At 62.4% G+C, this 26,236-nt stretch carries 24 protein-coding genes; 10 read left to right on the top strand and 14 right to left on the bottom strand.

Going from position 1 to position 26,236, the window contains the following annotated elements:
• Positions 1-37 precede the first annotated feature (37 nt).
• From NGJ21_RS23520 to NGJ21_RS23510, 3 genes are all read left to right on the top strand, one after another.
• Positions 38-1,039: an HAD family hydrolase gene (locus NGJ21_RS23520; RefSeq protein ID WP_251962750.1), complete on the top strand. Its 1,002-nt coding sequence runs from the start codon at positions 38-40 to the stop codon at positions 1,037-1,039.
• Between the two features lie 99 nt (positions 1,040-1,138).
• The gene (locus tag NGJ21_RS23515; protein ID WP_115274929.1) at positions 1,139-2,704 is read left to right on the top strand and encodes an arylsulfatase; all 1,566 of its coding nucleotides are present in this window, start codon (positions 1,139-1,141) and stop codon (positions 2,702-2,704) included.
• An 84-nt stretch (positions 2,705-2,788) separates the two neighbouring features.
• Positions 2,789-5,317 carry a fused MFS/spermidine synthase gene (locus tag NGJ21_RS23510; RefSeq protein ID WP_376778916.1) on the top strand — a complete coding sequence of 843 codons (2,529 nt, stop codon included), beginning with the start codon at positions 2,789-2,791 and terminating at the stop codon, positions 5,315-5,317.
• Positions 5,318-5,342: 25 nt separating this feature from the next.
• Here NGJ21_RS23510 and NGJ21_RS23505 read toward each other — a convergent pair whose 3' ends face one another.
• The 4 genes from NGJ21_RS23505 to NGJ21_RS23490 are packed head-to-tail and all read right to left on the bottom strand — an operon-like array spanning position 5,343 to position 8,788.
• Positions 5,343-5,897, bottom strand: a complete 555-nt coding sequence (locus NGJ21_RS23505; RefSeq protein ID WP_196998176.1) for a PqiC family protein — start codon at positions 5,895-5,897, stop codon at positions 5,343-5,345.
• Between the two features lie 17 nt (positions 5,898-5,914).
• A complete protein-coding gene (locus NGJ21_RS23500; protein WP_251962749.1) occupies positions 5,915-7,570 on the bottom strand; it encodes a PqiB family protein in 1,656 nt (551 codons plus the stop codon).
• Positions 7,551-8,195 carry a paraquat-inducible protein A gene (locus NGJ21_RS23495; RefSeq protein WP_115274925.1) on the bottom strand — a complete coding sequence of 215 codons (645 nt, stop codon included), beginning with the start codon at positions 8,193-8,195 and terminating at the stop codon, positions 7,551-7,553. The genes NGJ21_RS23500 and NGJ21_RS23495 overlap by 20 nt, the downstream gene beginning before the upstream one ends.
• Positions 8,192-8,788 carry a paraquat-inducible protein A gene (locus NGJ21_RS23490; RefSeq protein ID WP_251962748.1) on the bottom strand — a complete coding sequence of 199 codons (597 nt, stop codon included), beginning with the start codon at positions 8,786-8,788 and terminating at the stop codon, positions 8,192-8,194. Before NGJ21_RS23490 ends, NGJ21_RS23495 begins: the two co-directional genes overlap by 4 nt.
• A gap of 230 nt (positions 8,789-9,018) precedes the next feature.
• Here NGJ21_RS23490 and NGJ21_RS23485 point away from each other — a divergent pair, with 230 nt between their 5' ends.
• Complete coding sequence (locus tag NGJ21_RS23485; RefSeq protein ID WP_119689004.1) at positions 9,019-9,696, top strand: DUF3313 domain-containing protein; 678 nt, start codon at positions 9,019-9,021, stop codon at positions 9,694-9,696.
• A 90-nt stretch (positions 9,697-9,786) separates the two neighbouring features.
• Positions 9,787-11,475 carry an aspartate-alanine antiporter gene (aspT, locus tag NGJ21_RS23480; RefSeq protein ID WP_174141345.1) on the top strand — a complete coding sequence of 563 codons (1,689 nt, stop codon included), beginning with the start codon at positions 9,787-9,789 and terminating at the stop codon, positions 11,473-11,475.
• Here the strand turns inward: aspT and NGJ21_RS23475 are convergent.
• The gene (locus NGJ21_RS23475) at positions 11,468-13,120 is read right to left on the bottom strand and encodes a mechanosensitive ion channel family protein (RefSeq protein WP_174141344.1); all 1,653 of its coding nucleotides are present in this window, start codon (positions 13,118-13,120) and stop codon (positions 11,468-11,470) included. The two genes, aspT and NGJ21_RS23475, sit on opposite strands and share 8 nt — an antisense overlap.
• Positions 13,121-13,327: 207 nt before the next feature.
• On the opposite strand from NGJ21_RS23475, the gene NGJ21_RS23470 reads away from it, so the two are divergent.
• On the top strand, positions 13,328-13,945 hold the full coding sequence (locus NGJ21_RS23470) for a dTMP kinase (protein ID WP_204917937.1): 618 nt from the start codon (positions 13,328-13,330) through the stop codon (positions 13,943-13,945).
• A 13-nt stretch (positions 13,946-13,958) separates the two neighbouring features.
• Here NGJ21_RS23470 and NGJ21_RS23465 read toward each other — a convergent pair whose 3' ends face one another.
• The 6 genes from NGJ21_RS23465 to NGJ21_RS23440 all read right to left on the bottom strand — a co-directional run bounded on the left by NGJ21_RS23465 (position 13,959) and on the right by NGJ21_RS23440 (position 20,186).
• Entirely contained in the window at positions 13,959-14,903 is a 945-nt protein-coding gene (locus NGJ21_RS23465; protein ID WP_251962747.1) for a PDR/VanB family oxidoreductase, read from the bottom strand.
• Complete coding sequence (locus NGJ21_RS23460) at positions 14,900-16,330, bottom strand: amidohydrolase family protein (RefSeq protein ID WP_251962746.1); 1,431 nt, start codon at positions 16,328-16,330, stop codon at positions 14,900-14,902. Before NGJ21_RS23460 ends, NGJ21_RS23465 begins: the two co-directional genes overlap by 4 nt.
• 16 nt (positions 16,331-16,346) lie before the next feature.
• Positions 16,347-17,075, bottom strand: coding sequence for an ABC transporter permease (locus tag NGJ21_RS23455; RefSeq protein WP_172655317.1), 729 nt, complete (start codon positions 17,073-17,075; stop codon positions 16,347-16,349).
• 111 nt (positions 17,076-17,186) lie between these two features.
• On the bottom strand, positions 17,187-18,041 hold the full coding sequence (locus NGJ21_RS23450; RefSeq protein ID WP_161872641.1) for an ABC transporter ATP-binding protein: 855 nt from the start codon (positions 18,039-18,041) through the stop codon (positions 17,187-17,189).
• A 66-nt stretch (positions 18,042-18,107) separates the two neighbouring features.
• On the bottom strand, positions 18,108-19,133 hold the full coding sequence (locus NGJ21_RS23445; protein ID WP_115274915.1) for an aromatic ring-hydroxylating dioxygenase subunit alpha: 1,026 nt from the start codon (positions 19,131-19,133) through the stop codon (positions 18,108-18,110).
• A 39-nt stretch (positions 19,134-19,172) separates the two neighbouring features.
• The gene (locus tag NGJ21_RS23440) at positions 19,173-20,186 is read right to left on the bottom strand and encodes an ABC transporter substrate-binding protein (protein ID WP_046786325.1); all 1,014 of its coding nucleotides are present in this window, start codon (positions 20,184-20,186) and stop codon (positions 19,173-19,175) included.
• Positions 20,187-20,831: 645 nt separating this feature from the next.
• On the opposite strand from NGJ21_RS23440, the gene NGJ21_RS23435 reads away from it, so the two are divergent.
• From NGJ21_RS23435 to NGJ21_RS23425, 3 genes are all read left to right on the top strand, one after another.
• A complete protein-coding gene (locus NGJ21_RS23435; protein WP_080952116.1) occupies positions 20,832-21,638 on the top strand; it encodes an outer membrane protein OmpK in 807 nt (268 codons plus the stop codon).
• A gap of 204 nt (positions 21,639-21,842) precedes the next feature.
• Positions 21,843-23,465, top strand: a complete 1,623-nt coding sequence (locus tag NGJ21_RS23430; protein ID WP_046786323.1) for a methyl-accepting chemotaxis protein — start codon at positions 21,843-21,845, stop codon at positions 23,463-23,465.
• An 87-nt stretch (positions 23,466-23,552) separates the two neighbouring features.
• On the top strand, positions 23,553-23,786 hold the full coding sequence (locus tag NGJ21_RS23425; RefSeq protein WP_251962745.1) for a hypothetical protein: 234 nt from the start codon (positions 23,553-23,555) through the stop codon (positions 23,784-23,786).
• A 33-nt stretch (positions 23,787-23,819) separates the two neighbouring features.
• Here NGJ21_RS23425 and NGJ21_RS23420 read toward each other — a convergent pair whose 3' ends face one another.
• On the bottom strand, positions 23,820-24,011 hold the full coding sequence (locus tag NGJ21_RS23420) for a hypothetical protein (protein ID WP_196996291.1): 192 nt from the start codon (positions 24,009-24,011) through the stop codon (positions 23,820-23,822).
• Positions 24,012-24,208: 197 nt separating this feature from the next.
• Here NGJ21_RS23420 and NGJ21_RS23415 point away from each other — a divergent pair, with 197 nt between their 5' ends.
• A complete protein-coding gene (locus NGJ21_RS23415; protein WP_119689016.1) occupies positions 24,209-24,586 on the top strand; it encodes a VOC family protein in 378 nt (125 codons plus the stop codon).
• Between the two features lie 174 nt (positions 24,587-24,760).
• Here NGJ21_RS23415 and NGJ21_RS23410 read toward each other — a convergent pair whose 3' ends face one another.
• Complete coding sequence (locus tag NGJ21_RS23410; protein WP_012314450.1) at positions 24,761-25,402, bottom strand: 3-oxoacid CoA-transferase subunit B; 642 nt, start codon at positions 25,400-25,402, stop codon at positions 24,761-24,763.
• Between the two features lie 8 nt (positions 25,403-25,410).
• Positions 25,411-26,106, bottom strand: coding sequence for a 3-oxoacid CoA-transferase subunit A (locus NGJ21_RS23405; protein WP_039601534.1), 696 nt, complete (start codon positions 26,104-26,106; stop codon positions 25,411-25,413).
• Positions 26,107-26,236: the final 130 nt, after the last annotated feature.

The raw sequence follows: 26,236 nt of genomic DNA, 5'->3' as shown, positions 1-26,236 counted from the left end.
GCTGAACAGGGTATGTAGCACAGAGGAGGGATACTTCATGCTCGACCTGCAACGCACACGCTGGTGGATTACGCTGTTGCTCCTGCTGCCCCTGGCGGTGCAGGCCGCGAACCCGTTGCCGTCCTGGCGCGAAGGCACTTCACGCCAGGCCATCGAAGCCTTCGTCACCGCCGTGACCACCGAGGGCAGCAAGGATTATGTGCCTGAGGCCGAGCGCATTGCCGTGTTCGACAATGACGGCACCCTGTGGAGCGAACAGCCGCTGTATTTCGAAGTGCTGTTCGCCCTCGATGAGGTCAAAAGGCTAGCCCCGCAACACCCGGAGTGGGCCACCCAACAACCGTTCAAGGCGGTGCTGGAGGGCAACCAGAAGGCCCTCACTGACAGCGGTATGGATGGCATTCTGAAGATCGTTGCTGCTACCCATGCCGGGGTCAGTACCGAAAACTTCATCGCCAACTCCCGGCGTTGGCTGGCAACGGCCGTGCACCCTCGCAACCACAAGCCGTACACCGAAATGGTCTTCCAGCCCATGCTCGAACTTCTGCAGTACCTGCGGGCGAATGGCTTCAGGACGTATATCGTGTCGGGCGGTGAAGTGGCCTTCATGCGTGCTTTCGCTCAAGAGGTCTACGGCGTGCCGCCCGAGCAGGTGATCGGCACCACACTCGATGCCCGCTTCATCGATGACAACGGCAAGCTGGCCATTGAACGGCTGCCCAAGCTGCTGCACAACGACGATGGCCCGGGCAAACCGGTGAGCATCGACGCCCGCATCGGTCGCCGCCCGATATTTGCCTTCGGCAATTCCGACGGCGACCTGCAGATGCTGCAGTGGACCATGGCCGGTGACGGCAAGCGCTTTGCCGGCCTGGTTCACCACACCGACGCAACACGCGAATGGGCCTATGACCGTGACAGCCAGATAGGGCGCCTGGACAAGGCCCTTGACGCTGCCAGGGCCGGTAACTGGACCGTGGTCGACATGGCCCGGGAATGGCAGCGCATTTACCCATTCGATAGCAACCAGGCTCAGTGACAAAGAAACCGCAGGGGCACAGGGACCAGCCGAGCAGTAGGTCGAACGTGCACGTAGTCGTGGCACATGCCAGCAAACGTGATACGGAGAGATCGCCTAATGAAGTCCAGCAGAAGATGGATAACCACATTCGCACTAGCCGCCACAGCGGCGATGGGCGTGTGTACGGCCAATGCCGCGGAAAAACCCAACATCCTGGTGATATTCGGTGACGACATCGGCCAGACCAACATCAGCGCCTATGGCAAAGGGGTAGTCGGTTACCAGACGCCGAACATCGACCGCATCGGTAAAGAAGGCATGATGTTTACCGACTATTACGCAGAGAACAGCTGCACCGCCGGCCGGTCGAGCTTCATTACCGGCCAGACGCCTTTGCGCACCGGGCTGTCCAAGGTGGGCATGCCGGGCGTGCCGGTGGGCCTGCAGGACCGTGATGTGACTATCGCTCAGGCGTTGAAGGCGCAAGGTTATGCCACCGGCCAGTTCGGCAAGAACCACCTGGGTGACCGCGACGAATACTTGCCTACCAACCACGGTTTCGATGAGTTTTTCGGCAACCTCTACCACCTCAATGCCGAAGAGGAGCCAGAGCGGCCATTCTGGCCCAAGGATGACCCGGACTTCGTCAAGGCCGCCTCACCACGTGGGGTGATCAAGTCCAGTGCGGACGGCAAGATCGAGGACACCGGTGCCTTGACCCGCAAACGCATGGAGACCATCGACGATGAAACCACCCAGGCGGCGATCAATTTCATCGACAAGCAGGTCAAGGCCGACAAACCGTTCTTTGTCTGGATGAACACCACACGCATGCATGCCTTCACCCATGTGCGTGAATCGATGAAAGGCCAGAGCGGGATGATCGGCAATGAATACGCCGACGGCATGCTCGAGCACGATGGCGATGTGGGCAAACTGTTGAAGACCCTGGACGACCTGAAGGTTACCGACAACACCATCGTGGTCTACACCACCGACAACGGGCCAAACCAGTGGTCGTGGCCGGACGCGGCAACCACGCCGTTCCGCAACGAGAAGAACTCCAACTGGGAGGGCGCCTATCGCGTGCCGGCGATGATTCGCTGGCCAGGCAAGGTCCAACCCGGGACGATCTCCACCCAGATGTTCTCCGGGCTGGACTGGTTCCCGACACTGCTGGCAGCAGCAGGCGATACAGGCATCAAGGACCGCCTGCTCAAGGGCACCGATGTGGGAGGCAAGAACTTCAAGGTTCACCTCGACGGCTACAACCAGCTCGATTACCTGACGGGCAAAACCGACAAGAGCGCGCGTAAAGAGTTCTACTACTTCAACGATGACGGTGTACTGGTTTCCATGCGCTTTGCAGACTGGAAACTGGTGTTCTGCGAGCAGCGGGCACCCGGTGGGCTGCAGGTCTGGAGCGAACCGTTTACCTGCCTGCGTGTGCCCAAGATGTTCAACCTGCGTATGGACCCTTACGAGCGTGCTGATATCGTCTCGGACCAGTACTACGATTGGCTGACCAAGAACGACTATCTGATCTTCCAAGGTACCCGCAAGGCTGCAGCGTTCCTGCAGACGTTCGTGGAATACCCGCCTAGCCAGCGTCCGGCGAGCTTCAGCATCGACCAGATCCGTGCTGACGTGGACAAGAAAATCGAAGAGAAAATGAAGAAGTAACGGCAATGCCCCGCGCCCGCCCTTGGCGGGCGCATTCTTTCCTATCCATTGCGGACCGGGTTTCAGGTCCGCTAAGGCTTATCGATGCCAGCAGCTGTGAACTCCGCTCGCGCTCATGCCCCTGAAACCACGGTAAAACAGACGCCGCTACAGCTGATGCTGCCAGCGGCGCTGTTGTTCGTCTCTGGCGGCGCGGCGCTTATCTACCAGGTACTGTGGGTCAAGCAGCTGTCACTGGTGGTGGGCGTTGAGGTGTATGCCATCACCGCTGGTATCAGTGCATTTTTCGCCGGGCTGGCCCTGGGCGGCCTGGTGTTCGGGCGCTGGGCCGACCGGTTGCGTCGCCCGGTCAAGCTCTATGCTGGCCTTGAACTGGCGGTGGCAGTGCTGGGAGTAGGGGCAACCCTGGCCCTGGCGCACAGCGCCGCGACGTTTGCCCGCCTGGAGGCAAGCGCAGGCCTGCTGGCCTGGTTGTTGCCCTTCACCTTGGTAGGGCTGCCGGCCTTCTTGATGGGCGGCACCTTGCCGGTGCTGGTGCGTGCGCTGACGCCCACCGAGGGGCAGATGGGCGAGGCGGGCGGTTGGCTGTACGCCGCCAATACCGCCGGGGCAATCTGCGGCACCCTGTTGGCAGCGTTCGTCCTACTGCCGCTGCTGGGGGTTTCCGGGGCGGCGTGCGTGGCCGCCGTGCTGAACCTGTTGGCCGCACTGGGCGCCTGGCTTGGGCGCGCGAAGGATGAGCGTGCCCTGGCCCCTGGCGCAGCGGCATTGCAACCGCGCACGTCCAAGGCCAGGCTGGCCATCGCCCTGTACTGCGTGGCAGGCGGCGTGGCACTGGGGTACGAGGTGGTGTGGACGCAATCGATCGTGCAGTTCATGAGTACCCGCGCTTTTGCATTTTCCGTGGTGCTGGCCACCTACCTGACCGGGCTGGTACTGGGAAGCGCCGTGTACGCCCGGCGAGCGGACCGTATTCGCGACCCTTGGGGGTTGTTCGGGCTGCTGATCGCCGCCGCAGGCCTGCTGGCGTTGCTGCAGATCGCCGGGCTCGGGCGTTGGCTGATCGTGCTGCAGACCACCCTGGAAGCACAGGTCGTGCAACTGACTGGCAACCAACTTGCAGGCATGTGCGCGCGCTTCGCCGCGGCGGCTCTGTGTGTGGTGTTCGTGCCTACCACGCTGCTTGGTGCGGCATTCCCCCTGGCCTTGCGCCTGGCCGTGGACAGTGGCCAAGTGGGCCGAGACGTGGGGGCGGTCGTGGCGCTTAACACGCTGGGCGGTATCGCCGGGGTCATGCTCACCGGCTTTGTACTGGTGCCTGAAGTTGGGCTGGTACGCACGCTGTTCGTGCTCGCCGTCGTGGCCGCAGCCGTCGGTATGGTGGCGGTGTGGCGTGGCCAGGCCGTGGGCAAGGGAATGCGGGTAGCGGTGCTGGTGGTCGGTGCAGCAACCGTGCTCACTGGCGTGCTGACCCCGCCCCAGCGTTTGGCGCACCTGTTGCCCGGAGCCCGCAGTGGCGAGTTGGTGTTCTACGAAGAGGGCCGGGGAGGCACGGTGGCGGTGGTCAACCAGCAGCGCCAGGGCCAGGCCTTCAACCGTTTGTACATCCAGGGGGTATCCAATACCGGTGATGCCATGCCTTCACTGCGCTACATGCGCCTGCAGGCATTGCTGCCGCTGCTGATACACCGCGGCGAACCCCGCTCGGCGCTGGTGATCGGTTTTGGCACTGGCATCACTGCCGGGGCAATGTTGCGCTACCCCGGCCTGGAGCACCCGGTGGTGGCCGAACTGTTGCCGCAGGTGCTGGCAGCGGCGCCGTTGTTTTCCGGCAATTACGATGCGGTCAACGACCCGCGCCTGGACATCCGCCTGCGCGATGGGCGCCGCGAACTGCTGCGCAGCGCACAGCGCTACGACCTGATCACCCTGGAGCCGCCACCGCCGTCCGCAGCCGGGGTGGTGAACCTGTACTCGCGTGATTTTTATCAGTTGGCGGCATCGCGCCTGGAGCAGTACGGCCTGGTTGCCCAATGGTTGCCGTTGCCTACCCAGAACGACGAGGATAGCCGCTCGCTGGTGCGCAGTTTCCTTGATGTTTTCCCCCATGCGTCGTTGTGGACCACCGAGTTTCACGAAATGCTGCTGATTGGCTCGGCATCGCCGATGGCACTGGATGTGCCGCGCATCCGCCAGCGTTTCGAACAGCCTGAGGTTGCCGCTGCACTGGCGCAGGTCGGCGTGGGCTCGGTCGATGCGTTGCTGGCCACCTGGGTGACCAACCGAGAGGGCCTGGAACGCTACGCGGGTGATGCCCAGCCGGTTACCGATGACCGGCCGCGCATCGAATATGCACCGTGGGTCCGTCCGCGGGAGATCACGCGGGTGCTCCCGGCGTTGCTTGCACTGCGCGTACCGCCGCCGCTGGAAAATGCCGGCCGCGCCCAGCAGGGTGCGGTGGAAGATGAGTGGCAGCTGCTTCGGCGGTTCTATGGTTTGTCATTGCTGGCCTACAACGGTAACCGCCAGGCCTGGATGCGTGAGGCGCGGGCATTGGCGCCGATGACCGCGCAGAACCCCTACATGCGCTGGTTCACCGGCGGTGAGCGTTAACGCACCGCCGGTGCCTCAATGGCTATCAGCGTGAGGCGGGGCAGCCAGCGTTTGGCGACATGGCCGCCTGGCTGATCATGGCCACCAAGCGCTTCACGTTGGCCTGCTGGGCGATCACCACCTCATCGATGCTGCCGCCAGATGCGGTTTGCAGGGTGCTGCGACAGGTCAGCTGAATATTGGCCTCCCGGGCCCGCAGGCGCCACCGGGCGTCCAGCAGCGCATACTGCCCAGGCACCGAATCGAAGCGCTGTACATCCACGCGCAAGGACAGCTTGTGTGCGGCGCGCACAGTGCTCAGCTGGTCGACCAGGGCGCTGCGCAACTCATCCACCAGGGTGGCGCCCCACCATTGGGTTTCCAGGATGGCCAGGCTGCTGTCGCCTTGACGGATGACCAGTTGGGGCCGGTCAACCTGCGGCGGTACGCTGACACCTTCGATGAGGATCTCGTCTGGGGCCGTGTGAGAGGAGGGTGCCGGCTGTGCCGGCGTGAGGGTGTGGAACTGGATAGGGTCACTGCGGCAGGCGCCCAGCGCCATCAGCGCGACCAGCAGGGTAATCCTTGGCAACGGGGTCATGCTCAACACTCCTGTGGTCATTTGCGTGGCGGCCCTTGCAGGTCCATTGGCGCGGCGTTGTCCGGGCGGCCACGGATCAGCGACTCGGGGTTGCGGCCCAGGTAGTCGGCGAGTTCGCGCAGCGAGCGCGACATACGGCCGAGCTCGTCGAGGGTTTGCGTCAGTTGCTCCCGTTGCGGCGAATCTTCTGCCAGGGTCGAGTTGGCCGATTTGAGGGTAGTGCTGACTTCGGCCAAGGTGCTCTGTACCCCCGGCAATGTCTTGCCATTGAACTGTGTCAGGCTCTTGCGCAGCTCGACCAGGTTGGCGTCCAGGTTGCTGGCGATACGTTCCAGTGGCAGCCGGTTGACCTTGTCGACCATGGTCTGCAACTGCTCCTGCAGCAGCTCCAGGCTGCCTGGAACGGTAGGGATCATCACAGGTCGCGCAGTCGGGTCGAAGGCCACTTTCTCCGCTTTGGGGAAGAAGTCCAGGGCAATGTACAGCTGGCCCGTGAGCAGGTTGCCACTGCGTGCCTGGGCTCGCAGGCCGTTGTCGATGAACGTCCCCATCAGTTTGGCGGAGGACGCTTCGTCATCAGGATCGTGCTGCAGGGTCTTGAGCATCTTCTCGTGCGCACGGCCCAGGCGCTGGGGGTAGATCACGATGCCGACATTGACCGGGAAACTGCGCTGTTTCTCATCGAAGTCCAGGTTCACTGAGACTACGCGGCCAATCTCCACGCCCAAAAATTCTACCGGTGCATCCACTTTCAGGCCGCGCATCGCCTGGTCGAAACGCAGTGCCAGGTACTGCGCCTTGCCGGCAGGCGGTGCCAGCGCGCTGGTCTGGTCGGCAAACAGCTCGAAGCGCTGGTCTTCGCTGGCGACGGTGTCGTTGGGGTTGAAGTCCGGTGCACGGAAGGCGATGCCGCCGACCAGAATGGAAGACAGCGATTCGGTCTTGAGCGCGAAGCCATTGGCGCCGACCTCTACGTCAATGCCACTTGCGTTCCAGAAGCGGGTGTTGGCAGTCACGAAGGCATCGTTGGGTGCGTGGATGAAGACCTCTACATCAACCCCTCTGCCATCCTTGTCCAGGGCGTAGGCGACCACCTGGCCGACCGGGATCTTGCGGAAATACACAGGGGAGCCGATGTCCAGCGAGCCCAGGTCCTGGGTGTGCAGGGTGAAATGCTTGCCGGGCTCGCCGTAGGTGATGGCGGGTGGGTTTTCAAGCCCGGTGAAATGTTTGACGCGCGTGTTCGACTGGCCAATGTCGGCACCGATGTAATCGCCCGAGAGCAGGGTGTCTATGCCCGACACACCACCGGCACCGATGCGCGGCCGGACCACCCAGAACTTCGAGTCTTCACGGGTGAAGCCTTCAGCCTGCTTGTCGAGTTTTACGGTGGCGTTGACGTTCTTCTGGTCGTTACTGAGCGCCACCTCGGTAACATGGCCGATCACGACGTTGCGATAGCGCACTTCGGTTTTGTTGGCTGCAAGCCCGGCACCGGTCTTGAAGGTGAGGGTGATGGTCGGGCCTTCCTGCATAAGGTTGTGCACCACCAGCGAGAGGCCGACAAGTACCGCCACGATCGGCACGATCCACACCAGTGAGAAGCTGAACCGACGGGTTTTAACAGGTGCCTTGCCCGGCACTGCTGGGCTGTCATTGCTGGATGGATTCATCCATGAGCTCCTTGTCAGGTGGCGTATCCCAGATCAGGCGGGGGTCGAAACTCATCGCAGAAAGCATGGTGAACACCACCACCAGGCCAAAGAACAGAATGCCGGGGCGCGGCTCGATGTCACCAAGCGCCTGGAACTTCACCAGCGCCGCAACCAGTGCAACCACCAGCACATCGAGCATCGACCAATAGCCGATCAGTTCAACGAACCGGTAGAGCTTGGAGCGCTGCTGTTGCGCCCAGGTGCTGCCACGCTGGACCGTGATCAACAACATCGTCAATGCCATGAACTTCACGCCTGGCACGGCGATACTGGCGATGAAAATGATCAGCGCGATATCCCAGGCGCCGTGCTCCCAGAACTCGATCACGCCGCTCATGATGGTGCTGTCGGCACCGCTGCCGAGCATCGTGGTGTTCATCACCGGCAGCACGTTGGCCGGTATGTAGAAGGCCAGCGCAGCAAACAGGTAGGCCCAGGTACGGCCCAGGGAGTTGGTCTTGCGCCGATGCAACGGGGCTTCGCAGCGTGGGCACTGATGCGGTTCGTCGCGCATGTCGCAGGCCAGCCCGCAGCTGTGACACAGGCACAGGTTGAGCTCGGTAGCGGTTGGCGGCCGGTTCATGGCATGTCCCACAGGTCGCGTATGTCACGCCCGGCAATGCGGATCATCAGCAGGCTCAGTGCGGCCAGTGCAAGCAGGCCGATGCCCGGCAGCACATCGAGCATGCCGGCGAGCTTGAACACGGCCACCATCGCGCCCAGCAGGCAGACTTCGAGCATGCTCCATGGGCGCAGCGTTTCCAGCCAGCGCATGCACAGCTTGAAGGCCGGTGAGCGGCGGGCCGTGAGGGCGTAACCCAGGACCCAGATGAGCAAAAGCAGTTGGAATGCCGGGGCGATGATGATCGAGATCGCCGCGACCATGGCCATGAAGGTAATGGGCCCCTGGCTCAGTGCCAGTACCGAATCCCACAACGTGGCGCTGTTCTTCAGCCCCTTCAGGCTGATGCTCATCACCGGGTAGAAGTTGGCGAACAGCCACAGCACCGCGGCCGTGAGCGTGAGCGCCAGGCGTTGCTCCACCGTCAGGCCGTTGTGCCGCTGCAGCACACCGCCACAGCGCGAACACAAGGTCTTCTGATGCTTGGCGAGCAAGGCTTTCTCATACACACAATCGCAGTGCTCGCAGATGATCAATTGCTCTGGTGGGGGCATCAAGACGCTCTGGTCAACTTGAAATCAGGCCTTTGTGAATATAGAAGCGCTCCTGTATTAGGCAAATGTTCAGCGAACAATCTGTAAATCTGTCGGCCAGTTCATTGCGCCGGGTCTATAACTACCCTTGCCTGATTGCACTGCATCAGTGGTAGGAAGTGGCCAGTGCCACGTTACATTTTCATGTCTGTCACGGCTTGCGTACGTGCGGCCATACAGGAGTTTCGGGAATGAGATTAGCGTTTTTGGCAAGTACGCTGTGTGTCGCTTCGCTTACGCTTGTGGGGTGCACCAGCAAGTTGACCCAGCCGGATGAATATTCAGGTTTTCTAAAGGACTACAGTCGCTTGAAAGAAGCCGAATCACCTTCAGGCGCGCCGGTGATGCGCTGGGTCGATCCCCAGCTTGATATCAACAAATACACCGCCTTCTATGTCGAGCCCAGCCAGCTGTATCCCAAACCGCAACCAACCGAGAAAATCCCCCAGAGCACGCTGCAAGGCATCACCAGCTACTACGACACGGCGCTCAAACGTGAACTGGGCAAGTCATTGCCGCTGGCCACCTCCCCGGGTGCCGGCACCATTATCGTGCGCCCGGCCATTACCGGGGTAAGCAGCAAGACCAAGGGTTTGCGGCCTTACGAAGTGATTCCGATCGCCCTTGTGGCGGCGGGGGTCAGCGCCGCTACCGGTATTCGCGACCAGGACACGACCATTGCCACGGAGGTGGCTTTCATTGACGCCCAGACCAACAAGGTCATCGCCCAAGGGGTGCGCAAGGGGGCTGGGCAGCAACTGGACAACAGCAGCCAGGTCATGCAGGCCTCGGATGCCAAGAAAGTGCTGGACAGCTGGGCATCCGACGTCCATCAGTACTATCTGCAGATGAAAGCCAAGGCCAAATAGCCCGCTGTTTGCAGTGTACCCAGGCCTGTACTTGGACGCCGTCAATGGGTGTTGGAGTGCAGGCCTTTGCGCTTCCAGGGAGGTGCGGCAATGATCGAATTCATACTTCACGCCTTGCGTGCAAACCCGGAAATTGCCGTGTTCCTGGCCATTGCACTGGGTGTGCTGATAGGCCGGATACGCCTTGGCAGCTTCCACCTGGGCTCGGTGGCCGGCGCTTTGCTCATGGGCCTGGCCATTGGGCAGATCGGACTGGACGTTCCGCATGAGCTCAAATCGGTATTCTTTGCGTTGTTCATCTACGCGGTGGGTTTCAAGAGCGGCCCGGAATTCTTCGGCAGCCTCAACCGCGGCACCTTGAAGCTGGTGCTGCTGTCTGTGGTGTTGTGCGGCACGGCGTTGGCCACCATCCTTGCTGCGCACAGTCTTTATGGTTTCGATGCCGGCTTTACTGCCGGGCTTGGCGCTGGCGCGCTGACCGACACGGCGATCATGGGCACGGCCAGCAGCGCCATTGCCCAGCTCGCGCTCGACGAAGCCGCCAAGGCACAACTGAACAGCCACATGGCGGTGGCGTATGCCATCACCTATGTATTCGGCACGATTGGGTTGGTGGTATTCGTGGGCAGCATCGCACCGCGCCTGCTTCGCGTAGACCTTGCCGCCTCTGCCCGTGAGCTTGAGCGCTCGCTGGGTATCGAACAGGAGGACGCTGCTTTGGGCGTGCCCTACACGCGGATCGTGGTGCGGGCCCACAAACTGGCGGTGGCTGAGGCGGAGGGCATGAGCATTGCCGATATCGAGGCCTTGCACCGCAACCTCAGTGTCGAGCGGGTGGTGCGCGACGGTCGGGTGCTTGAGCGCGAAGCACACGTGCGCCTGCAGCGTGGCGATGTGCTGGGCGTTTATGCATTACGTGAAGCCGTGCCAGCGCTCAGTCAGTGGATAGGCCCGGAGGTGGATGACCCGCTATCGATGTCCTTCGCTACCCGTACGGCGCAGATTGTGCTCACTTCGCGCACCTTTGCCGGCAAAACCCTCCGCCAGATCAAGCAAGAACTGGTCGGCGCCACGCGAATGGGCTGTTACATCGTCGACATCACGCGCCAGGGCCTGGAGCTGCCGCTGTTGCCCGAGACGGTGCTGCGCCGTGGCGATGTGATTACCCTGACCGGGCGCACGAGCAGTGTCGAGGCCCTGGCGGGGCAGGTAGGCCGGGTGCGCCAGAACCTTTACAAGAGCGATATCGCCATTCATGCGCTTGGTCTGGTCGTGGGGTCATTGCTCGGCATGCTGTCCACGCACATCGGTATCATCCCTGTCGAACTCGGTGTGGGTGGCGGGGTATTGCTGGTTGGCCTGCTGATCGGCTGGTACAACTCGCGCCACCCTGACTTCGGTGCGTTACCGCCGGCGGCGCAATGGGCATTTTCGGAGTTCGGCCTGACCGCGTTCGGCGCTGTGGTAGGGTTGCTGGCCGGCCCGGCCGCACTGGCCGCGATCGAAACGCAAGGCCTTGCGTTGCTGGTTTCGGGCGCGGCAGTAACCTTGATCCCGCCCCTGGTGACCTTGTACTTCGGTTATTACGTGCTTCGTTTGCACCCGCTGATCCTGTTTGGGGCCTTGGCCGGGGCGCAAACCGAAGCGGCGTCGATGAACAAGATCCTTGAGCAGTCTGGCAGCAACACACCCGTCATCGGGTTTACTGTGTGCTATGCCATTTCCAATGTGTTGCTCGCGGTCTGCGGGCCGGTAATCATTGCGCTGACGGTCAGCTGACCGGGCCTTGCCCAGGGATTTGGGGATTGGCCGGGGCGGTATGCCACTGCTCTTTGGGTACCCATTTGGCCTGTTCCGGGTCGCCCAGGTAATGCGGCGACATGATCTGCACGCCATATTCGTTGAACACGTCCTGGATGTTGGCGTGCAACAGGCTCAGCAACAGGGCGCGTGGCCGGGGTTCAGAGGGAATGGCCTGCGCGACCAGGCGGTACTCGGGGTAAAAATCCGACAGGGCCGTCTGGAACACCTGTGGTTTGGGCTCCTGTAGTACGCCTTCGGTGCGCCGTGCGGCTTCCAGCAGCATGGCTTCTACTTGGCGCCAAGGCGTGTCGTAGCCGATGGTGACAACCGTGTCCACGACATAACCTTGCCCTTGCACGATACGCGAGTAGTTCTTGGTCACCGCCCCAGTAATCATGGAATTGGGCAGCGTCAGGACCTCACCAAGCCCGGTTCTGATCGTTGTGGTGAACATCCCCACTTCGGTCACTGTCCCTTCGTATTCGCCCACCCGGACGAACTCGCCGACCCGAAGCGTACGGGTGTAGGTAAGGATCAAACCGGCTGCACCCTGGCCGATGACGCTGGTTGCACCCAGTGAAATCATCAAACCGATCAACACAGACAGCCCTTTGAAGGCATCGGTGCCCGAGCCGGGCAAATACGGGTAGGCCATCACCAGCGCGAACAGCCAGATGGCCAGCGAGGTCAGGCGCATGGTGGGTTGTAGAGTTTCGGCTGTGAGCCACGACAAGGTACCCGGGCGGGCCATGCGCCGTAGTACGCGCTTGGAGAAGGCGCTGATGCCGCGGGCGATGAAGAAGATCGAGACGGCCACGGCAAGGCCCGGCATGGCGCGCAGAATGCCGCTGACCAGATAATTGAACAGCTCCATCAAATGGACATTGAGGCTTTCGCCCCAGGAACGGGTGTACGGGAACTGCGACAGCACGAAACCCAGCCACTGGTAGCAGAGCAACAGCACGACCAACCAGTACAACAGCCACAGTGAGCGGTCGATCAGGTAGTAGAGATTCTGCATGTCGAACAGCTGGGTATGGCCGACCTTGAGGCGTTCGGAGTGCTTGCCCATCAGCTTGGGCAACAGCCCCAGAAGCTTGCGGCGGCTGAGCCCTGCGGCCTTGAGCAACAGGAAAAACACCAGGGTGGCGGCCGCCGAGTAGCCAAGGGCCGTCAACAGAAACCTGAGGCTGCGTGCCTGGCGCGTTTCCTCGACCACCAGGCGCAGGTTCTCGGCAGCACGTTCGGCAGCCTCCCTTGGCGTGATGTCGTCGGCAGCGGCATCGAGCGGAGTAACGATGAATGCCCGACGGCCGCCCAGCAGCACCAGATAGCTGTTCAGGATAGGGTCGGTCCTGACCTTGAGATCGTCGTTCTCCTGCAGGGTTTCTTCGATCAGGCTCTTTGCGCGCTGGGCGCGTGCCTTGGGAGTTTCACCCAGCAAGGTAGACCGAAAGACGAACACCGTGCGGTTGATGACCGTGAGTGCGGCTGGTTCGGCGATGACGCCCTCGACGCCTGTGGCGGGCTGAGCGCTGTCCGCATGGAGGAGGGGAGAAACCATCATGTGCAACCCCAGAATCAGCCAAGCCGCCCATCCTGAACAACGCTTGATCCCCATGCTCCACTCCCGGCGCCTGCGTGCGAATTGCTTCCAGCATAGCCGGATTCACGCAACCTTCAGTGGTGTTGCAAAGGGGCGGTTTTATTGACTGATGCGGACGTCACCACGCTATAGAATGTTCATCACTGTCTTACGTGAAGGAATCAAGATGCCGTTGCACGATATGCCCCCTGCAAGCGCTGCTTGTCACGCGTTGTGCGAAGCATGAGCCGCTCGCTGTTCATTTCCATGGACGGCCCCAAGGGCACCGGCAAAACCACACTGTTGGAGGCCGTCACCCAAGCACTACGGGCTGACGGCCTGAAAGTCATCCGTATCTGTGAGCGCAAGAGCGATCCCTTCAGGGCGCAAACCATGGCCCTGGTCAACCAGTTCGTCAGAAGCCCCAGCCCGGACCTTGAGCTGGCGGTTTGTGAGCGCTTTGCCCAGAGCCGTGCCTGGATATCCCAGCAGGTGCTGCCCAGACAACCGCCGGGCAGCATCATCCTGATCGACCGCTGGTACCCGTCGGAAGCCGCGTTTCGCCGGCTGATCCCGTTCCCTGAGATCCTGCGCCTCAACATCGCCAGTAATGTGCGTGTACCCGACCTGAGTGTGGGGGTCGTCACCGCCCCGGATATTTCATGGGCGAGGGCGACGGCACGCACGCGCGGGTTGAGCAGCACGGTGATGCACAGGTTCGAAGAGCATGTGGCCTGTACCCAGGCCTTCGAGCGAGCCGTCGCAGAGAACGGCTGGCTGTTGTGCCGCAATGAAGGGACGATCGAAGACGCTACGCTGCAGGTGGTTTCAGCGATTCAAGGCGTGCTTCGATGCCCTTAGAGCGTGCCTGCTTTCAGGCGTCCAGCACCAGGCGCGCACTGCGCGACGCCGAGACGCACGGCGTGATCCATTCGCCGCTGCTGCGTTGAGCTTCAGTCAGACACTCGTCACGGTGCTCTGGCTCGCCCTCGATAACCCGGCACATGCACGCACCGCAAATGCCCATGCCGCACGAGATGGGCAGGTCCACCCCGACCCGCGCAGCGGCCTGCAGCAGGCTTTCGCCGGCTTGCACCTGGACCTCACGCCCGCTGCGCTGCAACACCAGTGTGCAGCTGGAGTCGGCCTGGGCTGCAGGTTCGGCAGGCTTGAAGTGCTCGCGGTACAAGGCCGACGCTGGCCAGCCATGGGCGAAAGCGGCCTGCTCCACACTGTCCATGAACCCTGCGGGCCCACAGCAATACAGGCTGGCTTGGGGCTGCCAAACGGGCAAAAGCCCGCTCAAGGCTTGCTTGACCTGCGCGGCGCGCAAGCCGCTGAACACTTCGATCGGCAGGTTCTGGCGCTGGATCAGCGGCAGCTGTCGCGCGTCCTTGGTGAAATACAGCAGGCGCACCGCGCGCCCTTGCGCCAGGCATTCGCGGTACATCGGCAGCAGGGGCGTGATGCCTATCCCGGCCGCCAGCAATGTCACTGGGCCCGCCCCCGGTTGCAGGGCAAACAGGTTGCGCGGGGTGCCGACCTCGATCCGTGCGCCCAGACGCAGGTGCTCGTGCAACCACTGTGAACCGCCGCGCGAGGCAGGCTCACGCTTGATGCCCAGGTACAGATGGCCCTCTTCGGGCAGGCTGACCACGGAGTATTGGCGGACCAGGCCGTTGCCCAGGCGCAGGTCGACATGGGCGCCGGCCGCCCAGCTCAGCGGCAACGGTGCGCCGCCCGGTGTGCCAAGTTCGACACCCAGTACGTCGTCAGCTTCCAGGCGCAAGGCGCGTACCTGCAAGGAGGTCCAGCTCATGCGCGTACCCCCGCAGCCCGCTGCAGGCGCAGCACGGCTTCACGGGCCTGGCTACCCAGTTCGGCGAGGTCCAGGCCAGGGATCGTGTCGTTGTCCACGCTCAGGCGCCCACCTACCAACAAGGCGCGCAAGGTCGGCCGGCCACCGCCCATTACTGGCGCAACTCCCAGGTCGTGCAAGCCGAAGTAGCGGGGCTGGTCCAGGCGGTACACTGCCAGGTCCGCTGCCATGCCAACCTCCAGCGTGCCAAGCGCGTTCAGCCCCAGCACCTGCGCGCCACCGGCGGTTCCCCAACGCACCACGTCTTCCACGCTGGCGGCATGGGCGCCGCCTTCCAGTTCGCCGCCTGCATAGTCGGGCAAAGCCCGCTCGCCGGCCTTGGCCCGTTGCATCAGCCAGGCGGCGTGGGTTTCGCTGATCATGTCGCAGGCTTCGTTGGAGGCTGCGCCGTCCACACCGATCGAGATCGGCATGCCTGCCGCTTCCATGGCCAGGATATCGGCAATGCCGCTGCCCAAGCGCCCGTTGCTCTGCGGGCAGTGGGCAATGCCGGTGCCGGTGGCGCCCAGTAGCCGGATTTCCTCGGGGCTGAGCTTGACCAGATGGGCGAACCACACGTCTGCGCCGAGCCACTCGTGCTCCGCGCAGAACGCCACAGGTGACAGGTTGTAGCGGCGCTGGATTTCGTTCTGGTACTCCACCGTTTCGCTCAGGTGGCTGTGCAGGCGGATGCCCAGCTTGCGTGCGGCGCGGGCGGTTTCGCGCAGGTGCTCTGGCGGCATCGAGTAAGGCGGGCTGGTGGGCGCCATCACCACCCGGCGCCAGGCGTCGGGGGCGGGGTCGTGGTAACTGCGCACCAGCCGCCCGACGTCATCAAGGTATTGTTCGAGGGTTTCTGGGCCGGCACTGGCGGCGCCTTCGGCCTGGCGCACCTGGGTTGCGCCGCCCCGGCAGAGCACGAAGCGCAGGCCCAGCCGTTCTGCCTCCTCGAACAGAATCTGCGCACTGTCGAAGGCCATGCCTGGCAGGTACAGGTAATGGTGGTCGGCGACCGTGCTGCAGCCGGAGCGGGCAAGCTCTACCAGGCCGATACGCGCGGCCAGGCGGAAACTGTGCTCATCGAACAGGCCACGGTAGCGATAGGGTACCGCGCCCAACCACGCTCCAAGGCTTTGATCGATGCCCGCCGGGATCCCCTTGAGCAGCGACTGGAACAGGTGGTGGTGAGTATTCACCCAACCTGGGTAGACCACGCAGTCGGTGGCGTCGAGCACCTGCTCACCCGCCAGCGGTTGCAGGGCACCGAGGGCAGCGATGCGCCCTTGGCTGATACGGATGTCCGGCCCGGCGTGGCGGGCGGCTGGCCCGCGCAGGCCGGTGAGGATGGCACTGGCATTGCGGATCAGCCAGCTGTCGGAATGCTTCATAGGGGGCTCCAAGGGCTTAACCCAGTTCACTTTCGTGCCAGTGGCGCAGGCTCAAACGTGCCAGCAGGGCCATCAGGCTGAACAATGCGACGCCGGTCAGGGCGATCAGCACCAGGGCGGCGAACAGCCGCGGAATGTTGAGCTGAAAGCCCGCTTGCAGGATCTGGTACGCCAGCCCGGCGCCGGTGCCCCCGGTGCCGGCCACGAACTCGGCCACCACGGCGCCGATCAAGGCCAGGCCACTGGCGATCCGCAGGCCGGCGAAGAAGCACGGCAAGGCACTGGGAATACGCAGGCGCAGCAGTACCTGCCAGCGGCTTGCGCGATTGAGGCGGAACAGGTTGAGCAGCCCCGGGTTGACGCTGCGCAGGCCCAGCACGGTGTTGGCGATGATCGGAAATACCGCGACCAGGGTGGCGCAGATCACCAGCGCCAGGGTGGTGTCGCTGCACCAGATGATGATCAGCGGTGCGATCGCCACCACGGGCGTCACCTGCAGCAGTATCGCGTAGGGGAACAGGCTGGCTTCCACCAGCCGGCTCTGCACGAACACGAATGCGGCCAGTGTGCCGATGACGACTGCGAGGGCGAACGAGAGGAAGGTGATCTTCAGGGTCATCCACAGTGCACCGAGCAACATGGGGCCGTCGCTGATCAGCGTGCGGCCAATGTCGGCGGGTGACGGCACCAGGTAGACCGGTACTTGCCAGGCGATGCAGGCCAGCTGCCAGAGGCCCAGCAGCACCGCGCCGACCAGCAGCGGCGAAGCGATGCGCAGTACCGTGGGGTTGTGTAGCCAGGGGGTAGAAGGTCGACTCATGTCAGGGCTCTCAGGTTGTGCTCTGAAGTTGGGCGCTCAAGCAGGTTCGCCGTTGGCCTGGGCCAGCAGCCGGGACAGGTGGGCGCACTGCGCGATGAAGGCCGGGGAGGTGCGGTAGGCCTCGTCCCGCTCCAGCGGGCCGTCGATGGGCACATCGGCGATCACCCGCCCGGGCCGCGCGCCCATCACCACCACCCGCGACGACAGATACACCGCCTCGAAGATGCTGTGGGTGACGAACACCACGGTCAGGTCGCGTTGGGCCCAGAGCTGGCGCAGGTCGCTGTCGAGCTTGTTGCGGGTGAACTCGTCCAGGGCGCCGAACGGCTCGTCCATCAGCAGCAGGTTAGGTTCGGTGGCCAGCGCCCGGGCGATCGATGCGCGCATCTGCATGCCGCCAGACAACTCGCGCGGGTAGGCCCGGCCGAACGCGCCCAGGCCTACCAGTTCCAGCGCAGCCTGTACCTTGGGCTGGCTGTGGGCTTTGGGCGTGCCCGCCAGGTCCAGCGGCAGGCGCACGTTGTCCTGCACCCTGGCCCAGGGCATCAAGGTCGCCTCCTGGAACACCATCGCCAGGCTGCGGCCAGCACCGCTGGCCTGTGGATCGCTGCCTGGGGCATCCTTGCCCCACCAGCGCACATGGCCGGCCGAGGGTTGTTCGAGGCCGGCGAACATTTTCAACAAGGTGCTTTTGCCGCAGCCGGAGGGGCCCAGCAACGACACGAACTCGCCGCGCTGGATCGCCAGCTTGACGCGGTGCAAGGCGACGGTGCCGTTGCTGTAGGTCTTCTCGACCTGGTTGGCGAACAGTGGCGTGTCGCTACCCAAGGCGTCGGCGTTGGGTGGTGCCTGCAGCTGGGCGCAGGTTTCGGACAGGGTCTGCATCAACATGGCGCTCTCCCCAAAGGTCATGAGCGGTTGTGTATGCCCCGGTACACCGGGGCGCCGAACAGGCGGTCAGTGGCTGGCGAACACTTCGCTTTCGCCATGGGCTTCGAGCAGGCCCAGCAGCTGCCGGCGGATTACCAGGCCTGGCTTGTCCGAGGGCATGTGCAGCTCGACACGCCGCCGGGTATCGACGCAGGCGTCCGGGTCGGTGGCCTCGAGGATGTCACGGTCTTCGGCGGTGATCGCCGCGTCCCAGTCGATCAGTGCCTGGGTCGGGCAGTCTGCTTCGCTGTCGTTGCGATAGAGCCACTGCACCAGCATCAACCGGCCGTCATCGATCGGTGTGGCGCAGTTGTAGATGATGTGGTGGATGCCGCTGTCCGGGTACATGCAGCCAAAGCGTCGGGAGAACGGCAGGTAGTAGCGATTGACCAGGTGACGCTCGGTGATCGGCGCACGGGTGCCGGTAATGGCGAAGCTTTCTTCAGGGTTGCGGATGGGGACGCGGGTTTCGGCTTCAAAGCCATAATCGGTTTCGCGAAACTCATAGCTGGCCGGTTGCGGCTGGTCGAACAGGCCGAAGTTGGCCTTGTGCACGAAGGAGAAATGCGAGTTGTCGAAAGAGTTTTCCATCACCCGCAGCGGGCTGGTTTTCCACTCTTCGTAGAACTGGAAGATGCGCCGGTAGCCGGGGGCGCCGTCTTCCGGGAAGTCGGGGATCGGCTGCAGCGGATCGTCCAGCGCGACCCAGGCATAGCCATACTTTTCCTGGCAATGGTAGGCCTTGACGGCCGCGCCCGGCGGTATCGCCCCCGTCGGGTTCTGCGGGATCTTCACGCAGGTGCCGCTGCAGTCGTATTCCCAGCCGTGGTAGCCGCAGGCGATATTGCCGTCTTCGCTGACAAAGCCCTTGGACAATTTGGCGGTGCGGTGGCAGCAACGGTCGCGCATCGCTACCGGGGTGCCATCGGGGCGCTTCCAAAGGACCAGGGCTTCACCGAGCAAGGTGAAGGGTTTTGGCCCGTCGTCCAGGGCTGTCATGGGCAGCAGGGCGTACCAGAAGCGTCGCAATACAGGTTGTTTGGTGACCAGCATGATCCAGTTTCCTCACGGTATTAAGTGTTGTTATAAGGCTCAGCGGCTGGCGGCCTGGACGGTGTCGGGCTGCACGTTCAGGCCTTGCACGAAGCGGGTGGTATAGGCCTTTTGCCAAGGGGCGGCGGCGCCGAGCAGGCCGGCCTGGACCATGAAGTCGCGGGTGGCCTGCCAGCGGGCGTCGTTCATCGTGCCGATGCCGTGGCTGGCAGCGTCGCCCCCTGTGACCAGCTGGTATTGCTTGAGCGTCGAGACGCCCCAAGCCAGCAGCTCATCGCTCATGTTGGGGTTGTCGCGCTTGATCAGCGCATTGCCCGCTGCGGGGTTGTCCAGGTAACGTTTCCAGCCCTCGAGCGAGGCGCGGACAAACCCGGCGACGCGCTCGGGATGCTGGTCGATGACGTCCTGGCGGGTGACCACGGTGGAGCCGTAGGGCGGGTAACCTGCATCGGCGAACAGGAAGAAGTTGGGTTTCTGGCCTGCCTTGATGGCCTGGAACAGTTCCGAACTGGCGTAGGCTTGCTGGGTGGTGTCGGCGCCGGCGAGGAAGGGCTGCAGGTTGAAGGTGTAAGGCCGTGCCTGGCTGTCCTGAAGCTGGTACTTGCCTTTGAGCCAGGGCCACCAGGTTTGCTGGCCGGACGTGGACACCAGCACCTGCTTGTTTTGCAGGCCGTCCAGGCCGTTGACATCGGCGTGCGTCATCAAGCCCTGCGGGTCGCCCTGGAAGGGCGCAGCCACCGCGACCACCGGCAGCCCTTGCTCCACGCTCTTGAGGATCTGCAGGTCGTAGTTGACGATGAAGTCGGCTTGCTTGCTGACCAGCAACTGCATGCCATTGACCTGCGGGCCGCCCATGCGGATGGACACATCCAGGCCTTCTTTCTCATACAAGCCATCGGCCACGGCCTGGTAAAAGCCGCCCTGTTCTGCCTGGGCGTACCAGGAGGTGAGCAACACGACTTTGTCGTTGGCCATGGCCAGGGAGGCGCTGCTCAACACTGCTGCGCCAAGCAGCGAGCGAAGCGGGTAAGTCAAAGCAAAGCGGTTTTTCATGATTGTTCTCCACCTCGATTCGAAATGCGCCAGGTGTTGGGGAACACGCCAGCGAAAACCGAGCGGAGAGAGAACGCAGCAAGAGGAGGGTGCACACAGCATGCAGCAGCCACGGCCGACATTTCTCTACTTGCCCAAGGCCGTGAGGCCGCGCGCAAATCATCCGCTCGGATGTACGCCCAATTCAAGGCGCAAGAGCAATGCCCCATGCCATTTCTGGCACTGACCGCTTCTACTCGAAGGCAGATGAAGCGAGAAGCGTGCCAATGTACGCAAACCGCCAAAGCCGGGCTGTTCAGGGCCGGGCGGGTATTGCAAGGGCAGAGCAGTGATCCGGGAAGGTGCAAGGCAGGAGCGCTCGGCGCCATTAAAGTGCGCAATGCTGAGCCGGCTTGGTGCTCACTAATTCATTAAATTGGCCACAATCACTGAGCTAGACTGTATTCGATCAGTTGGCACGCCCCCTGCTAGGGCACAGTCGAGTAGAAGCGGTCAGTGCCGAAATGGCATGGGACATTGCTCTGGCGGCATCACGCCGCACACCCGGCAAGGGTGGCGCCACGGTTTGCAACGTGGCCAGAGGAGAGGTCTGTCCGCTGAATCCCTTGCTGGTGAACCTCACCGACCTCGACCCAAGGGATGCACATGAAACTCAACCCTCTTGCCTGCCTAAGCTACTGCTTCCTGCCCCTCTGCGCCCTGGCCAGTTCCGGCGCGCAGGCCGGCCCGCTGATGTGGTACGACAACAGCCTGAGCTACCTGTACGGCCACAACTACAAAGTCGACGGCACCGGCAACGACATTCAGCAAACCGTCACCTTCGAACACGCCAGCGGCTGGACTTGGGGGGATGTATTTCTGTTCGTCGACAACAAGTGGTCCAACGGCTTGTCGGGCAATGACGGGCACAGCTACTACGGTGAGTTCTCCCCGCGGTTGTCGCTGGGTAAGGTCAGCGGGCAGAACCTGCGCTTTGGCATCGTCAAGGATGTACTGATTGCCGCTACCTACGAGCGCGGCGAGGGGCGCACTCGCAGATACCTGTTGGGGCCTGCCGTGGACTTGACTATCCCGGGGTTCGATCGCTTCTCGCTCAATACCTATTACCGCAAGCCTGACGGAATTACCGGCAAGGCATCGGGGCAATGGCAGATCAACCCGACCTGGGCAATGACCCTACCGCTAGGGCGATCGGACATCCTGTTTGACGGGTACCTGGAGTGGTATGTGAATGACGTTGGCAGCAAGGGCACGTCGGATTACGTGGCCAAGAGTTTCCACTTCAATCCGCAGTTCAAGTACGACGTGGGCAAGGCCCTCGGGCACACGCCGAAGCGGCTTTATGCGGGGCTGGAGTGGGATTATTGGTCGGACAAGTACGGGATCGAGGATAGCCACGGATTCCCGACGGATCAGAATGCGGTGAGTGTGTTGGTCAAGGCGCATTTCTAAGCAATTACATCAGAATATTACTGTATCTCCATGTTTTTATAGGATATGAAGATCGAGCGTCGTCCGTGCGGCGCTCGATGCCTGCCACCGCAAAACCAATAATGTTCGATTATCGGGCGCTAACTCCCTTCAAGCACTCAACATTGGCCTCTGCATGCCGAACGTAATGGGTAGTACATCCCACTGCCACCCGGATATGTCCTCATGCGCTTGCGCCATCTCAACATCGCTACCCGCTCTTACCTGAGTTTCAGCCTGATCGCCGCCCTGGTCGTGGTGCTCGGGCTGTTTTCCATCAACAAGATCTCCAGCATGCGCGAAGCCGTGGTGTACACCGAGCAGGTGACCAACGTCGGCACCCGCTACCTGGGTGAAGTCCGCAGCCACATGCTGGGCCTGCGCATCATCACCCTGCGCATGGCCATTGCCCGCGAGCCCGCGCAGTTGACGCCTACCCTGGCGCGCCTGGAGGTGCTCAAAGGCCTGCTCGACAAGGGCGTCGAGGGCTACGGTGCGGTAGTGCCGGCGGCGGGCAAGCCGGCCTTTGCCGAGATGCAGCGGTTGATCGACCAGTACCGTGTGCTGCTCGACCAGTACAAGGGGTTGTCCGAGCAAAACCAGGTACCGCAGATGCAGGCGATGCTCAGCGGCGCCATGCAGGACATCTCCAACCGAATCGGTGAGCTGTACGACAACCTGGTCAAGTTCAGCAGCGACACCGCAGAACAGCACACCGCGCATGCCCGCGCCGAGTACCAGCGTGCCCTGTACCTGACCTTCAGTGTGATCGGCCTGGTGCTGGTGCTGACCATCGGCCTTGCCTGGTTGCTGACCCGCAGCATCGTCAGCCCGCTGCGTGAAGCCATTGGAGTGGCGCAGAACATTGCCGACGGCGATCTATCCCATACCGTAAATGCCACCGGCCGCGACGAGGCGACCCAGTTGATGCATGCCCTGGCGGCCATGCAGGCCAGCCTCAAGGATGCCCTGCGGCTGATCGGCGATTCTTCTCATCAGCTGGCAGCGGCCAGCGAACAGATGTCGGCGATTACCCAGCAAACCTCCCGCGACCTCAACCGCCAGAACGACGAGATCCAGCAAGCCGCTACCGCCGTCACGCAGATGAGCGTCGCGGTGGAAGAGGTGGCGCGCAACACCGTCAGCACCTCCGAAATCTCGCGTCAGTCCGAAGACGCGGCGCGCCGCGGTCGTCAGCGGGTGGGTGAGGCGATCAGTTCGATCGGCAAGATGAGCCAGGATGTGCATGAGGCGTCGCGGCAGATCGAAGCACTATCGGTGCAGTCGCAGGAAGTGGGCAAGGTACTCGATGTGATCGGTGCAATTGCCGGGCAGACCAACCTGCTGGCGCTCAACGCAGCGATCGAGGCGGCGAGGGCAGGTGAAGCGGGCCGCGGCTTTGCTGTGGTGGCGGATGAAGTCCGCGCGCTGGCGGCGCGTACCCAGAGCTCGACGCTGGAGATCGAGGAAATGATCAATGCCATTCGCAGCGGTACGGCGCGGGTGGTGGAGTCGATGCACAGCAATAGCCAGCAGGTGGGGCATACCCTGCAGGTAGCTGAGTTGGCCGGGCAGGCACTGGATGAGATCACCGATGGTGCGACAACGATTCACGAGCGCAACCTGGTGGTGGCCAGTGCCACTGAAGAACAGGCACAAGTGGCTCGAGAAGTCGATCGTAACCTGTTGAATATTCGGGATCTTGCGGTGCAGACCTCCGAGGGTGCGGGCCAGATCAGCACGGCGAGCCAGGAGTTGGCCAGCTTGTCGATTGGCTTGAACGGGATGATGAAGCGGTTTCGGCTGTGACTACTGCGCAATGATGTCGGCCTGAGTCGAACCATATGCTGACCCTCTGGTCAGGATGCTTACCTATCCAGCATCATTGAGGTCAGCATGCACACGTACAACCTGACGTACCTTTTCAAGGGCGAACCGCGTAACCACTCGCTCGAGCTCAAGCAGAGCGGGCTCCCCGTTCACGAAGCAGCGTTGCACTTGATCGTGCTGCATTACGGGGATGGTGAGAATAGCCTCGTGATGCCTGCCGCGCACGCCTCCCCGACGGAGATTCTGCAGCAGGCCAAGGCGCTGGAAATTACCAAGGTCGAAGTACATCCTGGCAAGTAGGCCTTGTGAGCGGGTTACGGGAGAGCAGGGTGGTCAGCCTGCCTTCAACCCGGCCAGCTGCTGCTGTAGCTCGGCCAGCAACCGTCGACCCGCTGCTTCCAACAGGTCACCATACTGGGCGATGGCATTGCACTCCCTGCAGGTGATAATCGACTTTCTGTGGAGCCTGCCCGGCTTTACCAGATCTTGCCCATCGCACTCGAGGCATTTCAGGGTGACACTCATGATCTTCCTCTCCATGGAACACGCGCAGGATCCTTCATCGCGCTTTTGAGTCGGCCGGCAATGATGGCGCGGTACATGGAGTGGTCAAGTGGGTAAAACGTTCATTCCGGGGGCAACTAAAACAGGGCGGGGTCTTCAAAGGTTGTCAGCGAACGCCTTGCACGTCCCCAAGCCCCTACAGAATCGGAGATCGCGAAGTGATTGACCATCTGGACCACCTGGTGCTGACCACTGTCGATGTCGACGCTTGTAAAGACTTCTATATCCGCGTGCTGGGCATGCGCCTGGAGACCTTCGGCCAAGGACGTCTCGCGTTCTGTTACGGCAATCAGAAGATCAATGTTCATGTGCGGGGGCATGAGTTCGAGCCAAAAGCCCATCTGCCTGTTCCTGGAGCATTGGATTTGTGCTTCATCGCCAGTGTCAGCCTCGAAGAGGTTATCGAGCACCTTGAGGGTCAGCATTGGCCAATTATTGAGGGTCCGATTCAGCGAACCGGTGCGACAGGCCCTATCCGTTCCGTGTACGTACGCGACCCGGATCTCAACCTGATCGAGATTTCCGAGCAGTTGTGACTGGACGTGGCAGTGGTTGAGGACGGCCTCAGCAAGCGTGACGAGACCAACGCCCGGCAAGGGTTTGAAGCGGTTGAAAAGGGTCGCTGGAATAGCGCAGTAGGAAACCGCTTTGGCGGCCATGGGCATTTTCGGCCCCTTCGCCGCCAGGCGGATGCAGACAGTTTGCGTGGCTTACTTGATCAGCGGCACACCACTGAGCTTTTGCAACTCGTCGAAGTCGATGTCAGCGCAGATCTCTACCACTTTCAGGCCGTCGGACGTCACTTCCAGCACGGCCAGGTCGGTATAGATGCGGCTGACGCAGCCGATGCCGGTCAGCGGGTAGGTGCACTCAGGCACGATCTTGCTTTCGCCGGACTTGGTCAGGTGGTCCATCATCACGAACACCTGGCGCGCGCCGGTGGCCAGGTCCATCGCGCCGCCTACGGCCGGGATCGAACCTTCGGCGCCGGTGTGCCAGTTGGCGAGGTCGCCCTTGACCGACACCTGGAAGGCGCCCAGTACGGCGATGTCCAGATGGCCGCCACGCATCATCGAGAAGGAGTCGGCGTGGTGGAAGAAAGCACCACCGGTGAGCAGGGTCACGTGCTGCTTGCCGGCGTTGATCAGGTCATCGTCTTCCTCGCCCGGCGCGGGGCTCGGACCCATGCCCAGCAAGCCGTTTTCGCTGTGCAGAAACACTTCCTTGTCACCCAGGAAATTGGCCACCAACGTAGGCGCGCCGATGCCCAGGTTCACGTATGCGCCTTCCTGGATGTCTGCGGCCACGCGCTGGGCCATCTGGGTGCGGGAAAGTTTTGTGGTAATGGTCATGGCAGGCCTCAGACAGCGTTGGCGATCGAAGAAGCAGCAGCGCCGGTAACGGCGACCACGCGCTGCACGAAGATGCCCGGGGTGATGATGTGTTCCGGGTCCAGTTCGCCGAGTTCGACGATCTGGTCGACCTGAGCGATGGCGGTCTTGGCGGCCATGGCCATGATCGGGCCGAAGTTACGCGCGGCCTTGCGGTAGATCAGGTTGCCCCAGCGGTCACCCTTGTACGCCTTGATCAGCGCGAAGTCGGCGTGCAGCGGCATTTCCAGCACGTACTGGCGGCCATCGATCTCACGGGTTTCCTTGCCTTCGGAGAGCAGAGTGCCGTAGCCGGTCGGCGAGAAGAATGCACCGATACCCGAGCCCGCTGCGCGGATGCGTTCGGCCAGGTTGCCTTGCGGCACCACTTCCAGCTCGATTTTGCCGGCCCGGTACAGTTCGTCGAAGACGTAGGAGTCGGACTGGCGCGGGAAGGAGCAGACCACCTTGCGCACGCTGCCTGCCTTGAGCAGGGCGGCCAGGCCAATCTCGCCATTGCCAGCGTTGTTGCTGATGATGGTCAGGTCGCGGGTACCGGTATCGATCAGAGCATCGATCAGCTCGGACGGCATGCCGGCAGTGCCAAAACCACCGACCATGATGGTCGACCCGTCGGTGATGCCTTCCACCGCGCTGGCGATGGACTCATAGGTTTTATTGATCAAAGCGAGCTCCTGGTTGTTCCTGGAGTATGGGTTGTGGGCCTGCCTGGCGCGCCCTTTGACGTGGGGGCCAGTCAGCGCTTGGGAAATGTTTGCTGACTGTGCTAAGCGTGCCGCAAGATCGGGCACAAGT

This window comes from Pseudomonas sp. Marseille-Q5299, assembly GCF_943737035.1.
Taxonomy (GTDB): Bacteria; Pseudomonadota; Gammaproteobacteria; order Pseudomonadales; family Pseudomonadaceae; genus Aquipseudomonas; species Aquipseudomonas putida_E.
Note: the sequence above shows the minus strand (reverse complement) of the source record. Positions and strands in the feature narration are given on the sequence as shown.

Excerpts from the sequence above, each read along its gene's own strand:
- NGJ21_RS23435 (WP_080952116.1), top strand. The coding sequence starts at position 20,832 with ATGAAACTCAACCCTCTTGCCTGCCTAAGCTACTGCTTCCTGCCCCTC.
- NGJ21_RS23450 (WP_161872641.1), bottom strand. The coding sequence starts at position 18,041 with ATGTTGATGCAGACCCTGTCCGAAACCTGCGCCCAGCTGCAGGCACCA.
- NGJ21_RS23465 (WP_251962747.1), bottom strand. The coding sequence starts at position 14,903 with ATGAGCTGGACCTCCTTGCAGGTACGCGCCTTGCGCCTGGAAGCTGAC.
- NGJ21_RS23460 (WP_251962746.1), bottom strand. The coding sequence starts at position 16,330 with ATGAAGCATTCCGACAGCTGGCTGATCCGCAATGCCAGTGCCATCCTC.
- NGJ21_RS23410 (WP_012314450.1), bottom strand. The coding sequence starts at position 25,402 with ATGACCATTACCACAAAACTTTCCCGCACCCAGATGGCCCAGCGCGTG.
- NGJ21_RS23505 (WP_196998176.1), bottom strand. The coding sequence starts at position 5,897 with ATGACCCCGTTGCCAAGGATTACCCTGCTGGTCGCGCTGATGGCGCTG.
- NGJ21_RS23470 (WP_204917937.1), top strand. The coding sequence starts at position 13,328 with ATGAGCCGCTCGCTGTTCATTTCCATGGACGGCCCCAAGGGCACCGGC.
- NGJ21_RS23445 (WP_115274915.1), bottom strand. The coding sequence starts at position 19,133 with ATGCTGGTCACCAAACAACCTGTATTGCGACGCTTCTGGTACGCCCTG.
- NGJ21_RS23490 (WP_251962748.1), bottom strand. The coding sequence starts at position 8,788 with ATGCCCCCACCAGAGCAATTGATCATCTGCGAGCACTGCGATTGTGTG.
- NGJ21_RS23515 (WP_115274929.1), top strand. The coding sequence starts at position 1,139 with ATGAAGTCCAGCAGAAGATGGATAACCACATTCGCACTAGCCGCCACA.
- NGJ21_RS23425 (WP_251962745.1), top strand. The coding sequence starts at position 23,553 with ATGCACACGTACAACCTGACGTACCTTTTCAAGGGCGAACCGCGTAAC.
- NGJ21_RS23520 (WP_251962750.1), top strand. The coding sequence starts at position 38 with ATGCTCGACCTGCAACGCACACGCTGGTGGATTACGCTGTTGCTCCTG.
- NGJ21_RS23510 (WP_376778916.1), top strand. The coding sequence starts at position 2,789 with ATGCCAGCAGCTGTGAACTCCGCTCGCGCTCATGCCCCTGAAACCACG.
- NGJ21_RS23495 (WP_115274925.1), bottom strand. The coding sequence starts at position 8,195 with ATGAACCGGCCGCCAACCGCTACCGAGCTCAACCTGTGCCTGTGTCAC.
- NGJ21_RS23500 (WP_251962749.1), bottom strand. The coding sequence starts at position 7,570 with ATGAATCCATCCAGCAATGACAGCCCAGCAGTGCCGGGCAAGGCACCT.
- NGJ21_RS23440 (WP_046786325.1), bottom strand. The coding sequence starts at position 20,186 with ATGAAAAACCGCTTTGCTTTGACTTACCCGCTTCGCTCGCTGCTTGGC.
- NGJ21_RS23475 (WP_174141344.1), bottom strand. The coding sequence starts at position 13,120 with ATGGGGATCAAGCGTTGTTCAGGATGGGCGGCTTGGCTGATTCTGGGG.
- NGJ21_RS23430 (WP_046786323.1), top strand. The coding sequence starts at position 21,843 with ATGCGCTTGCGCCATCTCAACATCGCTACCCGCTCTTACCTGAGTTTC.
- aspT (WP_174141345.1), top strand. The coding sequence starts at position 9,787 with ATGATCGAATTCATACTTCACGCCTTGCGTGCAAACCCGGAAATTGCC.
- NGJ21_RS23420 (WP_196996291.1), bottom strand. The coding sequence starts at position 24,011 with ATGAGTGTCACCCTGAAATGCCTCGAGTGCGATGGGCAAGATCTGGTA.
- NGJ21_RS23485 (WP_119689004.1), top strand. The coding sequence starts at position 9,019 with ATGAGATTAGCGTTTTTGGCAAGTACGCTGTGTGTCGCTTCGCTTACG.